12 protein-coding genes are annotated in these 14,206 nt (G+C 63.8%); 4 read left to right on the forward strand and 8 right to left on the reverse strand.

The features are described 5' to 3' along the window. Positions 1-623: 623 nt before the first annotated feature. From C8D82_RS03715 to C8D82_RS03730, 4 genes are read left to right on the forward strand one after another with little or no spacing between them, the layout of a single operon-like run. Positions 624-1,682, forward strand: coding sequence for a substrate-binding domain-containing protein (locus tag C8D82_RS03715; RefSeq protein ID WP_116882926.1), 1,059 nt, complete (start codon positions 624-626; stop codon positions 1,680-1,682). Then, on the forward strand, positions 1,679-3,004 hold the full coding sequence (locus C8D82_RS03720) for an FAD-dependent oxidoreductase (protein ID WP_116882927.1): 1,326 nt from the start codon (positions 1,679-1,681) through the stop codon (positions 3,002-3,004). Before C8D82_RS03715 ends, C8D82_RS03720 begins: the two co-directional genes overlap by 4 nt. A gap of 24 nt (positions 3,005-3,028) precedes the next feature. Next, on the forward strand, positions 3,029-3,754 hold the full coding sequence (locus C8D82_RS03725) for a DUF1559 family PulG-like putative transporter (RefSeq protein ID WP_116882928.1): 726 nt from the start codon (positions 3,029-3,031) through the stop codon (positions 3,752-3,754). Between the two features lie 17 nt (positions 3,755-3,771). Further along, a complete protein-coding gene (locus C8D82_RS03730; protein ID WP_165832810.1) occupies positions 3,772-6,687 on the forward strand; it encodes a GH39 family glycosyl hydrolase in 2,916 nt (971 codons plus the stop codon). 78 nt (positions 6,688-6,765) lie between these two features. Here C8D82_RS03730 and C8D82_RS03735 read toward each other — a convergent pair whose 3' ends face one another. The 8 genes from C8D82_RS03735 to C8D82_RS03770 all read right to left on the reverse strand — a co-directional run bounded on the left by C8D82_RS03735 (position 6,766) and on the right by C8D82_RS03770 (position 14,205). Next, positions 6,766-7,515 (reverse strand): glycosyltransferase, encoded by a 750-nt coding sequence (locus tag C8D82_RS03735; protein ID WP_116882930.1) that lies wholly within the window; start codon positions 7,513-7,515, stop codon positions 6,766-6,768. Further along, positions 7,494-8,246, reverse strand: coding sequence for a class I SAM-dependent methyltransferase (locus C8D82_RS03740; RefSeq protein WP_116882931.1), 753 nt, complete (start codon positions 8,244-8,246; stop codon positions 7,494-7,496). Before C8D82_RS03740 ends, C8D82_RS03735 begins: the two co-directional genes overlap by 22 nt. Beyond that, the gene (locus tag C8D82_RS03745; protein ID WP_116882932.1) at positions 8,233-9,918 is read right to left on the reverse strand and encodes a hypothetical protein; all 1,686 of its coding nucleotides are present in this window, start codon (positions 9,916-9,918) and stop codon (positions 8,233-8,235) included. The genes C8D82_RS03740 and C8D82_RS03745 overlap by 14 nt, the downstream gene beginning before the upstream one ends. Then, positions 9,915-11,627 carry a hypothetical protein gene (locus tag C8D82_RS03750; protein WP_133245048.1) on the reverse strand — a complete coding sequence of 571 codons (1,713 nt, stop codon included), beginning with the start codon at positions 11,625-11,627 and terminating at the stop codon, positions 9,915-9,917. The genes C8D82_RS03745 and C8D82_RS03750 overlap by 4 nt, the downstream gene beginning before the upstream one ends. Before the next feature lie 74 nt (positions 11,628-11,701). Next, complete coding sequence (locus tag C8D82_RS03755; protein ID WP_116882934.1) at positions 11,702-12,070, reverse strand: hypothetical protein; 369 nt, start codon at positions 12,068-12,070, stop codon at positions 11,702-11,704. An 11-nt stretch (positions 12,071-12,081) separates the two neighbouring features. Beyond that, positions 12,082-13,068, reverse strand: a complete 987-nt coding sequence (locus C8D82_RS03760) for a hypothetical protein (protein ID WP_116882935.1) — start codon at positions 13,066-13,068, stop codon at positions 12,082-12,084. Further along, a complete protein-coding gene (locus C8D82_RS03765) occupies positions 13,068-13,775 on the reverse strand; it encodes a PulJ/GspJ family protein (RefSeq protein WP_165832811.1) in 708 nt (235 codons plus the stop codon). Before C8D82_RS03765 ends, C8D82_RS03760 begins: the two co-directional genes overlap by 1 nt. Beyond that, the gene (locus tag C8D82_RS03770; RefSeq protein WP_116882937.1) at positions 13,747-14,205 is read right to left on the reverse strand and encodes a type II secretion system protein; all 459 of its coding nucleotides are present in this window, start codon (positions 14,203-14,205) and stop codon (positions 13,747-13,749) included. Before C8D82_RS03770 ends, C8D82_RS03765 begins: the two co-directional genes overlap by 29 nt. Position 14,206: the final 1 nt, after the last annotated feature.

Consider the following 14,206-nt stretch of genomic DNA (forward strand, 5'->3'; position numbering starts at 1 on the left):
GGGTAATAGACAGATACCCTGATGGAGGCTGATAAGAGTTTATCTGCCGATATACGAAAGGCGAGGTCAGGCAACAATACAATTACCATATCACAGGCAAGCATATCTTTGAGTACGAGCCTTACTGAACCTTACCTGTATAAAAAGGTAGGGAGAGTTCAGCCTCCATGAGTGTAACTTCACATCATCCGGTCAGCATCTGGAGGTTCCGCGCGTGACCTCCGGCGGCAGCAGGTGCAGGGAGTGCCCGGCGTCGGCAAAAAAGCCGACGCGGTCGCCGACCGGAGCGGTGTGCCGCTCAGGTACCCGCCTGCCTGTCCACAGTAGAGCCTCCCCTCCCCGGAGGGAAAGGCGGTACGCCTTTCCCGGCTCTCAAGTATTCGGCGCCGGCACCTTGCCGGTCGGGTTCCAAGGGCGAAGCGCCTTGGTCGCTCCGAAAGGAGCGAAATCCCGGAACCTCTTTCCTGACGATTCACGCATGTCACAAATTGTCACAAATTTTCATTTTTTTCTTTCCGGACACTTGACATTTTCTCTTTTTTCGGTCATAATATAACAGAAATTGCATCTTAAAACAATGCAATTTTTTATTTCAACCAATTGCATCGGAAAACGATTCAAACATGAATAAAACCAGTAAATCGGATCAACTGTACCGGCTGCTGCTGGAAAGAATTTCCCGGCTTTCGGACGGCGACAACTTTCCCACGCTGCGTGAGATCATGAGGGAATACCGTGTCAGCCAGTTCACCGCGGCTCCGGCCCTGAAGCGGTTGCAGGAGAAGGGGTTGATCGCGTCGCATGTCGGGCGCGGCAGCGTCGTCACCCGCACGGCCGGGCGCAGGCACGGGGCCACGATCCTCTATCTGCGCCCCGACTGGCCCTCGTTTTCCATTCAGGCGATGGAGGAAGCGATGACCGGCGAAGCGGCCGCGCGGGGATACCATTGTGAAATCCTGCGATACGATATTGCGGCGGACATCTACCGGCAGCTTCCCGGTTTCGAGGCGGATGCGGTGATTCTCGACCCGATTCAATTCGACCACTTCACCGCCGAACAGCTCCAGATCCTGACCAGTTCGGTGCGGCCGGTGGTGCTCTGCCGTTCGACGCTGCCGGTATTCAATATCAAATGCGTCGGTTCCCACCTGATGGAAACCGGCATCACCGCCGCCAATTACTTATACCGCAATGGACACCGCAAAATCGGCGTCCTCTTCAGCGAAGGGCGCTCCTACACGATGACCACCGTGGTCGACACGCTGCTGCTGTGCGCCCGGACCCTCGGCTGCGAAGTGACGGTGCTCGACGCGAACATCCGGCGCGGAGTCGATTCCTGCCGCCAGACCCGGGAGTTTCTGGAACGGGAGTTCAAGCCGGATTTCACCGCGCTTTTCGTATGCAGCTACGCGACCGCCCGCGAAACCCTCGCCTTCCTGCGCTCGCGCGACGTCGCCGTACCGGAGGAACTCAGTCTGCTCAGCTACGGTTTCGACACGGTGCCGGACGAAGCGCCGTTCATCAGTTCCGTGGATGCGCCGCTCCCCAGACAGGCGAAGGCGGTGCTGGACATCATCGACCACCAGCTTTCCGGCGATCTCTCCTTTCCGGGGCAGATCAATATCCCCCCGGAAATCCGTGAATACCAGAGTGTACAACATTTATCGGGAAACATCCTATGAAACAATCCTATGACCTGATCGTCGCCGGCGGCGGCCCGGCCGGAGTCGCCGCCGCCGTCGCCGCCGCGCGCGGCGGAGCCGACACGCTGCTGATCGAACACACCGGCTGCCTCGGCGGCATGGGCACTTCCGGGCTGGTCGGCGCCTGGTGCCCCTTTACCGACGGCAAGCGGCTGCTCCACGGCGGAATCGGCGCGGAAGTCGTGCGGCGCACCACCCGGCAGCTCGCCTGTCTGGAAAGCACGGAAATTCCGCACGGCCACATCCCGTTCGACCCGGAATACCTCAAGCTGGTGCTCGACGAGCTCGTCCGGTCCGCCGGCGTGCAGGTGCTGTTCCACACCGTCGTCGCCGGTGCCGAAACCGAAGGCCGGAAGCTCCGCCGCGTCACCGCCGCCAACAAATCCGGCATTCACAAGTTCGAGGCCCGCTGTTACATCGACTGTACCGGCGACGGCGACCTCGCCGGCTTTGCCGGGGCGGAATTCATCGAACCGCAGCCAGACGAGGAGACGATGCCCGGCTCGCTCTGCTTCGTGCTCTCCAACATCGACAGTTACAGCTACACCCACGTCACGCGCGGCACCTTCGGCGGCAATCCGGCCAGCCCGATCTGGACGATCATGGCCGATCCGCGCTACGCCGACATCGAATCGATGCACCTGACCAGTAATCTGGTCGGCCCCGCGACCGCCGCCTTCAACGCCGGGCACCTCTACTTCGACGCGACCGACCCGGAATCGGTCACGCAGGCCATGTTCCAGGGGCGCAAGCTGGCGAACCGCCTCACCGAGGCGCTGCACGACTGCGGCGGCGCGGCTTTCGCGGCGGCCCATCTCGCCCAGACCGCTTCGCTCGCCGGAGTGCGCGAATCGCGCCGCATCCGGGGGCGCTACGAACTCACGCTGGCGGATTACCGCGCCCGCCGCGACTTCCCTGATTCGATCGGGCGCAACTGTTACTATGTGGACGTCCACCAGGGTAAGCACAAGCAGAAACAGTGCCGCACCTACGAGGGCTGGCAGGCTTACATGCGCGAAATGCCCAACGCCGACTGGAACTGCGGTCCGGGGGAGTCCCACGGAATTCCGTTCCGCATACTGCAGCCGGAAAAGCTGGACAACCTGCTCGTGGCGGGCCGCTGCGTCTGCTGCGACAAGGCGGTCTTCGGCAGTCTGCGGGTGATGCCGAACGCATTCACCACCGGGGAAGCCGCCGGAACCGCCGCCGCGCTGATGATTCGCGACAACATCGATGATTCCGGGAAACTGAACATAGAGGAATTACGGACCGAATTGATTCAAAACGGAGCCATTCTATAACCAACGGCAAAGGAGAATTGCAGGATGAAACAAAAATTCACCTTAATTGAGCTGCTCGTCGTGATTGCCATCATCGCAATCCTCGCGGCCATGCTGCTTCCGTCGCTGAACAAAGCGCGGGAGTCGGCCAAAAAGATCAGTTGCGTCAACAATCTCAAGCAGATCGGCACCGCCCTCTCGCTTTACAGCGGCGACCACGGCGTCTATCCCGCCGCGACTTCTCCGGTGGTGGAGGGACGCAACCAGCAGTACTGGTATCACCGCATCCGCCCCTATCTCGGCAGCCCCGAGGTGCCGACCAGCTGGGAACAGGCGACGGAGCTGGCCCGGAAGGGAGTGCTTTTCTGCCCGTCCACCGAAGTGGTTTACGGCCCGAGCGGACTCTCCGACACGGTCAGCTACGCGATGAATGCGTTCAGCTACCTCGCGCAGCATAAGAAATTCGGCCCGGCTGTCTGCACCGACAGTTCGCCGACCACGACTTCACCGTACATGATCAAGCCGGAAAGCCGTGCGCCGGGGATCCCGCCGAGCAAGATCATCTTCATCAGCGAACTCGGACGCAACCCCGGCAGCGCCACCGGCGGCGTCCATCCGGCAATCCGCAACCGCGATTACTATGTCGGAAATGCGGGGGATACCCTGCCCGCCTTCCGCCACAACGACGGTAAAACCTCGCTGCAGCTCGACCTTCATGTCGAATCGGCGGTCACTCCCCAGCGGGTCGCATGGGAACTTTACTTGTATTGAACATAAGGAAAACCGCAATGAAGCATCTTCAACCTCTCTATGCCGTCTCCGCGCTGCTGCTCGCCACGGCCTGTCCGGCGGCGGAGCTGGCGGCCCCGCGCCCGTGGCTCGCATTCGACCGGTATGAACAATACCGCCCCTCCTTCTATTCCGGCAAGGGAAAGCTGGAAAACGTCTCCGGCGGCGTCCGCCTGACCGGCGACACCCGCACTTTCGTGCTGCGGGACCGGAAGTTCCTGATCCACAGCCATAATTCACCGGAGGCGGCGCTGTTCGACTGCGAGCTGGCCTCCTCCAACCCGGTCAAGGTCGTGATCTCCGGCACCGCCGACGGCAAGCCCTTCCGCAGCGCTCCCGCCGAACTCCGCCCCGGCATGAAGCAGCTCCGGGTGGAACTCGGCAAACCGGGACTTCTGGCCGTTTCCGGGCTGGAAATCCTCAATCCGGGCGGCAAACTCGACCTGACGCTCCGCCGCGCCGCACTGGAATACGCGACGAATCCGGCACAGGCGCTGCTGGTCGCCCCCGCCCTCCCCTCCCGGCTGGCGATCCTGAATCCCGGCGAACCGGTACGGCTCAGCGTGACCAATCCGACCGCTGAAACCATCAGCTTCACGATCGACGGCAAACTGACCCACTTCTACGGGAAAGCCCTTCCCTTCCGGGCGGAGCAGAAACTCGCACCGGGCCAAAGCGCCACCGTGTCCGTCCCGGAGCTGCCCGCCCTGAACGGACACTGGCAGCTCGACTGGACCGTCCGCTCCGGCAGCGACGCCGCGACCGGCAAGGCGGGACTTGCGATCCTGCCCGCCCTGCCCGCCTATCAGGCGAAGCCGGACGACTTCAAGTTCGGCGTCTGCTCCCATCCCGGACGCTGGGCGGAGGGGGAACGCGAACTTGAAGCGCAGGCGACCGCCCGTATCGGCGCGGCATACGTGCGTACCGGCGTCGACTGGAGCAACATCCAGCCGACCGCAGCCCCGCCGGACTACCGGCTCTTCGATTCGGTCGTCGACCTGTTCGCCCGGCACGGCATCGAAACGCAGGGCATGTTCGGCTTCTGCGCCCGCTGGGCCGCGCCGGAATCCACCCGCAACGCCCCAAAGTGGCAGGAGTGGAACCGCGCCAAACCCGACCTCGACGCGTGGAAAAGCTATGTGGAGGCCACCGCCCGTCATTTTCAGGGACGCATCCGCATCTGGGAGATCTGGAACGAACCCGATCTTCATGCGTTCAGCCACTTCAGCGCCGCCGACTACGTCGACCTCGCCCGGGTGGCCCACGCCACGGTCAAGGCGGTCGATCCCGGCCTGACCGTATTCTCCGCCGGTTTCGCGGGGCTCAGCCCCCATCCCGGGCGGCGCGACCCGGACTATCAGTATAAAGTGATGCGCGACGGCAAGCAGTATTTCGACGTGCACGCCTATCACGGCCACAGCAACTACGCGACCTACGCCCGGCAGATCGACGAGCGACTGCTGCCGCTGCGGGAAAAGGCCGGCGTCACGATTCCGTGGTACGCCAATGAAACCGCGGTCAGCGCGATCGGCGGCACCGAGCGCGAACAGGCTTCGGCGCTGTTCAAGAAGCTGCTCTTTTCGTGGAGCCGGGGCGCGATCGGCTACAACTGGTACGACCTGCGCAACGACGGCTTCACCGCCACCGACCCGGAACACCATTTCGGACTCCTGACCCACGATTTTCAGGCCAAGCCGGTGCTGAGCGTCTATCATACGCTGGCCCGCTGTTTCCGGGGCGCGCGGTTCGAGCGCAACCTCGAACTGCCCGAAGGGTGCGTCGGCTTTGAATTCAGCAACGGCCCCGACCGGCTGCTGGCGGTCTGGAACGAGGCCGATACCGCGACCGGCCCCATTCCGGTACTCACCGACGCCCGCCGCGCCGAACGCATCGACCTGATGGGCAACGCCGTCAACCAGCCGCTCGCCGCCGGGCTGACGCTGCTCGACCTGACCGCCGCGCCCGCGATTCTCCGGCTCGAAAACGCGAAGCGGGCCGAACTCAAGCCGGAGCTGATCAGCTTTGAATCCGGCGCCGTCGTGCCCGGCCAGCCTTTCGCGTTGACGCTGACGCTCGCCAATCCGACCGGCAAAGCCGCCGATTTCAAACTCGCATTCCGGCCGAAAAAGGGCATCACGCTGACCCCGGCCGAAACCACGGTACATGCCGCTCCGGGGCAGAAGCAGGTAGTGACCGTGAACGGGAAAGCCGCCGCTGACAGCCGCCCGGACCGGGTACGGCTTGCCTACAGCCTCGCCGGGACTCCGTTCCACGGTGAATTCGACGTGCCGCTCCGGGCCGCGACCCGCATTCCCGCCGGTGACGGCAACTACCGCCGGAAGCCGGACTTCCGGCTGGACCGTCCCGCTCAGGTGGTTTCCTATTGCGAGGGTGATCCGAGCAAGCGTCATCTGGTCTGGCAGGGACCGGAGGACCTCAGCGCGGGCGTATATCTGCGCAAGGACGCCGAAGAGCTGGAAATCTACACTGCCGTCACCGACGACGTGCATGTCCAGCCCGCGACCGGCACCGACATCTGGCAGGGCGACAGCATCCAGTTCGCGCTCTCCATCCCCGGACAGAACGGCTCCTGGAAGATCGGATTGGCCCGCCTCGCGAACGGCAGGGCGCAGACTTTCGTATGGGAAGCCCCGACCGGATTCGATCCGGCGGCCGCCACCGATGCGATCCGGCTGACCACCTTCCGCGACGACAAGGCGCACCGCACCGCCTACCGCGCCAGGCTGAAGCTCGACGCCTTCGGCCTCACCGAACAGAGACTGCGCGACGGCATCCGCTTCAATCTGCTGATCAACGACAACGACGGTGAACTCCGGGAAGGCTTCATCCAGATCGCCCCCGGAATCAGCGAATGGAAGAACTTCGAGAAATTCCCGCTGATCGTCTTTGAATAATTTCCCATGACAGCGGGACCGCCTGCCGATAACTCCGGCAGGCGGTCCTGTTTTTTCAAGAGAAAATCGGCAGCAGACTCACTTGTCGCGCAGACGGCGGCGGGTGTCGGCGGCGATCCGCCAGAATTCCAGCAGAATCCGGGGCGCGCACCACACTGTCAGGGTCGAACCGGAAACGTCCCGCCACTCCGGCAGCGGATACTCGTAAATCCGCCGCAGCGCCGCCCTCCGCCCGAAATACTGGATGAAACGCGAAAAAAGCTCCACATCGAAAATCCACCGCGTGACCAGCGGCTCCCGGAACAGGATTTTCGCAGTGCGAACCCGCAGCAGTTTCGCACCGCACTGCGTGTCGTAAACCGGCAGCCTCAGAAAGAGCGATGCCAGCGTCGCAAAACAGCGCCCGACCAGATGGCGGAACACCGAGCGGCGGATATCCGCGCCGAGCCGCTGCAGCCGGCAGCCGCACACGATCTCCAGCCGCGGCTTCCCCTCGAACAGCTCCGCCATCACCGGAATCAGCCGCAACGGGGTCGAAAAGTCGGCGTCCCAGTATCCGACCAGCGGCGCTTCACTCTCAACGGCGGCCGCCATTCCGGCGCGCACCGCTTCGGCCTTGCCTCCGTTGCGCTCCAGCGTCACCACGCGGATCTGCCACGGGAAACGCTTCACCAGCTCCTCCAGCATCACTCCGGTCCCATCCCGGCTTCCGTCGTCGACGAAAACCAGCATCAGCTTCGGCTGTTCGGAGAGGAAGGCCGAAACCGCAGGCACATTCAACCGCTTCTCTTCATTGTAACAGGGAATCACGACACAGATATCCGGCATACCGCCTCCAATGACAATCCGGGCAGATGGAGCCCGCACGCCGCGGGAACTCCCTCCAGCACCGCTTCACAATAAAACAACCGGTGCAGCAGCGCATTCAGCCATCCGGGCGAAATCGCGCCGCCGCCGATCCCGCCGCCCGCCGATCCCCGCGCCAGTTCCAGCAGCCGCACCGGATACAGCGAACAGAAAAACGAACGGCATTCCAACACCTCCAAACCGCTCCGCTCCAGCACCGCCGCCAGATCGGCGCGGTCGTAGCGCCGGAAATGGCGCAGCCGCCGATCATGTTCCCCATACAGGCGGCTTCCGGCCGGAACCGTGATCAGCAGCACGGCTCCGCGCGGAAGCCCGCCGGCCAGCATTTTCAGGAACCCGGCATCATCCTCCAGGTGTTCGAGCACATCGAACAGCGTCACGCAGGAAACCTCCGGCAGGATCGCGGCGTCCAGCGCCCGTTCCGCCCGGATCCGCCCCGGCGCCGCCGTTTCCAGCTCCCGCATGGTTCCGGCATCGAACGCGGCGTCCACCGCCCGGAATCTCCAGCGCGGCAGCTCTGCAGCCATCCGCCTGAGCAGATACCCGTCACCGCAGCCGAAGTCCAGCAGCGTCCCTTCCCCGCCCCCGATCCGCCTGCGGAGCAGCCGCATCAGGAAATCCGCGCGCGCCAGCTCCCAGAAGTGGCGCGTTTGAACCGGCGTTCCGGTTCTTCCTTGTTCATTGAGATCCAAGCTGCGCCTCCACCAGTTCCAGATTCCGCCGGGTCTGCCCGTCGCGCGGCTTCAGTTCCAGCACCCGCCGCCACTCCCGCGCGGCCCGCTCCCGGTCCCCGGAAAAATAACCGGCCAATCCCGCCGCGAAGTGGAGCTGGAACTCCACGCCGCTGCCGTCCGCGACCTGCTTTTCCAGCAGCGCCGCCGCTTCGGGGGCCTTTCCAACCGCCGCCAGCTTCCCCGCCGCCAGCGAATAGGCTGGCGGCAGGAAAATTTCAGGCGCGACAAAAGCATCCCGTCCATTTGAGCGCAGCACTCCGGCCAGCTCCTCCGCCGTGGCCGCCATCCCGGCCATCAGCCGGGCGTGGGCCGCCAGCAGCACCGCGGTATTCCTGAACTGCGCATCGCGCGGAGGCTCCTGCCGGGAGGAGGCGCGGTTGAAAAGTTCGCCGGTCTCGTAGAGCAGCTCCGGCAGCTGCCGGTTGATCGCCACTTCGCCCAGCCCCTCCAGCGCGCGCTGCGCCGGATTCTCCACCGCCGCCGCGCGCCCGAACAGCAGCCGGGTATCCGAAAAAGTTTCCAGATAGAACCAGTCCGTCAGCAGATAACCGGCCAGCAGAATCCCCGCCGTCCATGCGGAAACACGCGGCAAACGGCGGAACAGCCCCCGCCCCGCCACTCCGATCCAGCACCACACCGCCGCCGACAGCAGAAAATTGTACCGTTCCGCATAGTTTGAATTGGTCAGCGCCCCGCTCGACAGCAGCGGCAGAGCAAGAAACACGAATCCGGCGGCGAACGCCATCTGGAAGCGGTTCGGCACCCGGCTTTTCCGCCCGGCCCATATCACGGCGGCCAGCACCGCCGCCGCCCACAGCAGCTCAGGAAGCATCTCCGGCAGCGTCAGGCGCGGATGGATCGGATTCAGTGAAAACGGCCAGACCGCCCCTCCGAAATAGCGCAGCAGATTCGCCGCATCGGCGATGCCGGAGGCGTGCGAGCCGGAGAGTTCACTGAACGTCATCGCGCTGACCAGCACCCCTCCGGCAATTCCGGCTGCGCCGACCGGCCACAGCAGCCGGAAAAGTTTTCCCCACTCGCCGGGAAAGCGGCACCATGCGTACAGCGCCATCACGCCCGGCAGCGGCAGCGCCGACGGCTTGAACAGGAACGCAGCGAACATCAACAGCACCGTTCCGGCCCCCGCCTTCTCCCGTCGGCAATCGCGCAGAAAGGACAGGAACGCCGCCAGCGCGAACAAGGTGCACCCCATCCCCTTGCGGTCGGCGATCCACGCGGCCGTTTCGCACTTGCCCGGATTCCACGCCCAGAGCAGCGTCAGCAGCAGCGCCGCCGACGCCGGGACCCGCAGTTTGCGCAGGATCAGGAACAGCAGCGCCGCGCAGCCGCCCAGCATCAGCAGCTGCACCGCGTGGTAGCCCGGCGCCCACGTCCCGAACAGGGCGTGGTCGATCATCAGCGAGAATGTGGTCAGCGGCGTGTAGACCGTCTGCAGATTGGTGGTGAAATTGTGGAGCAGATTCGCCCAGCTCATGCCGATATACGGATTGTCGAGGATGAAGTTCGCGTCATCCCATTCATACAGGAAGCCGTAATTGAGCGACGGCAGGAAAGGCAAAATCGCCAGCAGCGCCGCCACTGCCGGGCGCCAGGCCCCGCGCCGGCTCATGGCATCGCCTCCGCCCGCTTCAGGTTTTCGCGCAGCCTCGCATCGCCGGGACGCAGTTCCAGAGCGGCGCGCCACTCCCGGCGCGCCCGTTCAAAATCTTTCGTCAGGAATCCGGCCAGCCCGGAAGAGAAATGCAGCTGGTATGCGTCGCCCGCCTTGCGCTTCAGCTGAAGTTCAAGAAGAGCTGCCGCTTCCGCCGCGTTGCCGTCCTGAATCAGCCGCCCCGCCGCCAGCGAATAGGCCGGCGGCAGGAACGCCTCCGGCGTGTAATAGTCGCGCGGCACGTCGGCCGCCAGATATGCCGCCAACTCCCGCCCGGCGGCGGCCTCTCCGGCCATGCTCCGGGCCAGCCGGGTCAGCAAAGTTCCCATGTCGAAATACGTTTTGCGCCGACTTTCCGGCTGAAAAGGCTGCTGCGCCAGAAAAAGCGCGCCCGCCTGATGCAGCAACCCGGGATCGCTCCGGTTCACCGCAACCAGCGCCAGCCCCTCCAGCGCCTTCGGCGCGGGGCGGTCGGCCGCGGCGGCCCTTCCGAACAGCAGCCGCGTATCCGAAAAGGTCTCCAGATACACCAGATCCGTCAGCAGGCAGCCGGCCAGCAGAATACCGGCCGCCCATGCGGAAACGCGCGGGAAACGGCGGAAATATCTCCCGCCTGCCACGCCGATCCAGCACCACGCCACCGCCGAAAGCAGGAAGTTGTAGCGGTCGCAGTAATCCGCGTTGGTGAAGCCCCCGCTGGTCAGCACCGGCAGCGCGGTTCCCAGAAACGCCAGCGTGAACAGCAGTGAAACCCGGAGCCGCTCCCGGGAACGCCCGGCGGCGCACCACAGCCCCGCCGCCAGAACCGCTCCCCACGCCAGCTCCGGCAGCAGCGATCCCCACACGGGGCGCGGATGGATCGGATTCAGCGAAAACGGCCAGACCGCCGCCCCGAAGTAACGCAGCACATACCGGAAATCGGGCGCACCGCCTCCGCCGGAAACCGACAAATCCCGGAACGTCATTCCCATCACCAGCAGCGCGCCCGCGCAGCCCGCCGCCATGACCGGCCACAGCAGCTTCAGCAGTTTCCGGTACTCTCCCGGATGACGGCTCCACGCGTAGAGGCACATCACGCCGGGCAGCGGCAGCACCCACGGCTTGAACAAAAAGGCGATCAGCATCAGCACCGGGGCCGCCCACCCCGCCCGCTCCCGGCGGCAGTCCCGCATGAAGCACCAGAAAGAGGCGAACGCGAAAAACGAACTGGCCAGTCCCTTGCGCTCCGCAATCCACGCGACGCTCTCGCACTTGCCCGGATTCCACGCCCACAGCACCGCCAGCAGCAGCGCCGCCGATGCCGGAATCCGCAGCCGGCGCATAATCAGGAAAAGCAGCGCACCGCAGCCGCCGTACAACAGTAAATTGACCAGATGATAACCACCCGCCCAGTCGCCGAACAGAACATGGTCGGCCATCAGCCATACCGAAGTCAGCGGCGTATAGACGGATTGCAGGGTTGTGGTGAAGGCGTGAACCAGATTCGGCCAGTTCAGCGCGATATGTGCGTTTTCGGTCACGAAGCCGCCGTCGTCCCACTCGTACAGGAAACCGTAACCGAGCGACGGCAGGAAAGGCAGCACGGCGCAAACCGCCGCGACCAGCGGAAAATACCGCCGGAAACGCCGCACTGATTGCATCCACCCGGAAATTCTACCCGATTCCATCCAGTTCTCCCTGTCCGATTCGGATAAAGTACATGTTTTCCGGCTGAATTGCAAGTTTTTTTCCGCAAATCCGGCTACGGACTGAGCCCGCAGAACGCCAGCGGCATGCACAGCACGTCGTACACCAGCAGAAACGGCGCGCCGACTCCGTGGATCGCGTGGTCCACGCCGTTGCCGAACATGCCCAGCGGCGCCCCCAGCGTCATCTCCACACAGCCGAGCGGCAGCAGAAAAATATTCAGCATGTGCTTCCCGGTTTTAAGGAGATGCGCGCTGCCCGCACGCATGCTGCGGATGATGTACGGGCTTGCCTGCCGCGCCGCCTTGACCGCTATCGGAGTCAGGATCGCAATGGTCACCGGATCGATCGCCTCCGCCCGCTTCGCCGGGAAGCAGAGAAAACCGGCAACCAGCACCGGCAGCAACAGTTTACGCGCCGTCATATCCCGCCTCCTCAGAACTTCAGATATTCATAATAGGTTGCGATTTTGTCGGAAGGGCCGGTCACTCCGTCCGAACGGAAGGAGTAGACCAGCCGCGAGGTCGGACGCCCTTCGGGAGCCGCCTGCCGGACCGTGACCGTATAGTATTCCGGCTCATCCCACGAGAAACTCCGCTGCAACTGCGGCAGCACCAGTTCATCGAGCTGGTCGCCGAGCGGCGTGCGCTCCTTGCGCCACAGTTCCAGCGCCCGCAGCACCTCTTTGGCCTGCTCCTCCTCCAACTGCGCCATCGTCCGCAGCATCGTGTAGTTCACGGTGTAGATCGACGGGTTGCCTGACGGAATCCCGAACTGGCGGATCAGCGTCAGCCGGCCGTCCTTATCCAGCGGCAGCAGCGTTTTCGCGGCCGGAAGCCACAGCAGCTCCTCCCGGAACTGCGGCGAAGCGTTGCGCGGCAACGCGTTCATGTCGATTCCCTCATAATCCGCCACCTCGAAGCCGTCGGTACGCGATTCGTCATCAGTGTCGATGTAATCGCTCAACTGATCGGCGAACTCCCCCAGCAGGTCGGTCACCGCCGATTCGGTATCGCGGTCATACGAAAACACGTCCAGCGCATTCACATTCGTCATCGCAACACCGCTCAGCGCACTGGTGATCACGAATTTCACCGGAGTTCCGTAGTAGTCGATCTCATGCTCGATGCTGTCGGCCAGATAGCGGTCGGTGTCGTAATCCTCATACTTGATGTCCTCGGCGCGGCTGGTGCCGTAGAGCTGCCGGTCCGCTTCAATCAGGTAACGCACCCGGTTGCCCGCCCCCTCCGCGATGTAGCCCGAACGCATCAGGTCGGTATACGTCGCCACTCCGACCGTGCTGACCCGCGACACGGCGACCAGCGCCAGCACCAGCAGTCCGGCGGTGGCCAGCATCGCCAGCGCGCTGACCAGCGCCGCGCCGCTTTCATGCGAACGATCCGGCTGTATCCGAACTCTCATCACCGTCCGCCTCCTCCCCCGCCGCCGCTCTGCTGCAGTGAATTTGCGGAAATCGAACTGGCGGAAACCGCCAGCGCGGTATTGCCGCTGGTTCCGGCGGTACGGCGCAGCCAGCGTTCCCGCGTGCCGTCCTGCCACTCGATCGTCAGCTGGATCGCCATCGGAATCCCCTCCAGTTCATCCTCGTTCCAGTCGTCGTACCAGTCGACCGCCGCGTCGGACTGCCCCTCCGCGCCGTATTTGAAATAGATATTCCGCACGCCGGAGGCGAGTTTTTCGGTTTTGAACTTCTGCGCTTCCAGCTCCAGCCACGGCAGCAGCGGTTCGGTCGACCAGTCGCACAGTAGCTCGTCCCCGTACCGGTACAGCCGCACGAAACGGAAAGCATCGCCGCCGCTGCGGGTGCGGCCCAACGCGGTCAGGTAAAGCTCATCCGTTTTCCCCTGAAACACATAGCGATCCTCCCCCTTATCCTCGTCCGGCCACAGGAACGGCACCGCTCCCCGGAACACGGTTTCCGCCAGCCGGTCGATCGCCTGATTGCGTTCCAATTCGCTGCCGATCTTCTGCGCCTGCCGCCAGCTCCGCGAAAACGCCGCCAGCGAAGTCCCGATGATCAGGCCCACCAGCGAAAAAATCGCCATCGCCGCCATCATTTCCAGCAGCGAAAAGCCGCGCCTACTGCGCTGAAGTCGAAGAAGCCGCATTCTCATAATCGATCCTGTCTATCGTCACGGAATCCACCACCTGCCCGTCGCTCTCACGAACCAATTCAATCACACACGCCCGAAGCTGCGCCTGATTTTCCGCCACATTCAGAAAATCGTCCTCCAGCCCCCCCGCATCCTCATAGCGGCAGGTCACCCGGTAGCCGGGGTAATCGAAGAACTCCGCGGTGGGAGGCTCCGGATTGTCCGAAGTCTGGAGCATGTAGTACTCCACCCCCTGCGAAAGCATGTGGAAATTCGTCCACTTCTCCTTCGCCTTGAACAGCCTCCGCTGCGCCGAATTCGCCAGCGTCAGATAGGAGACCACCCCCAGCGACAGAATCGCCAGCGCCACCACCACCTCAATCAAGGTGAAAACGGCGCGGGCCTCCCCCCTGCCCCGGCAGTAATTGTGACGGTACGGCGGCATA

Origin of the sequence: Victivallis vadensis (assembly GCF_003096415.1) — a bacterium.
GTDB lineage: Bacteria > Verrucomicrobiota > Lentisphaeria > Victivallales > Victivallaceae > Victivallis > Victivallis vadensis.

Excerpts from the sequence above, each read along its gene's own strand:
- C8D82_RS03715 (WP_116882926.1), top strand. The coding sequence starts at position 624 with ATGAATAAAACCAGTAAATCGGATCAACTGTACCGGCTGCTGCTGGAA.
- C8D82_RS03720 (WP_116882927.1), top strand. The coding sequence starts at position 1,679 with ATGAAACAATCCTATGACCTGATCGTCGCCGGCGGCGGCCCGGCCGGA.
- C8D82_RS03725 (WP_116882928.1), top strand. The coding sequence starts at position 3,029 with ATGAAACAAAAATTCACCTTAATTGAGCTGCTCGTCGTGATTGCCATC.
- C8D82_RS03730 (WP_165832810.1), top strand. The coding sequence starts at position 3,772 with ATGAAGCATCTTCAACCTCTCTATGCCGTCTCCGCGCTGCTGCTCGCC.
- C8D82_RS03735 (WP_116882930.1), bottom strand. The coding sequence starts at position 7,515 with ATGCCGGATATCTGTGTCGTGATTCCCTGTTACAATGAAGAGAAGCGG.
- C8D82_RS03745 (WP_116882932.1), bottom strand. The coding sequence starts at position 9,918 with ATGAGCCGGCGCGGGGCCTGGCGCCCGGCAGTGGCGGCGCTGCTGGCG.
- C8D82_RS03750 (WP_133245048.1), bottom strand. The coding sequence starts at position 11,627 with ATGGAATCGGGTAGAATTTCCGGGTGGATGCAATCAGTGCGGCGTTTC.
- C8D82_RS03755 (WP_116882934.1), bottom strand. The coding sequence starts at position 12,070 with ATGACGGCGCGTAAACTGTTGCTGCCGGTGCTGGTTGCCGGTTTTCTC.
- C8D82_RS03760 (WP_116882935.1), bottom strand. The coding sequence starts at position 13,068 with ATGAGAGTTCGGATACAGCCGGATCGTTCGCATGAAAGCGGCGCGGCG.
- C8D82_RS03765 (WP_165832811.1), bottom strand. The coding sequence starts at position 13,775 with ATGCGGCTTCTTCGACTTCAGCGCAGTAGGCGCGGCTTTTCGCTGCTG.
- C8D82_RS03770 (WP_116882937.1), bottom strand. The coding sequence starts at position 14,205 with ATGCCGCCGTACCGTCACAATTACTGCCGGGGCAGGGGGGAGGCCCGC.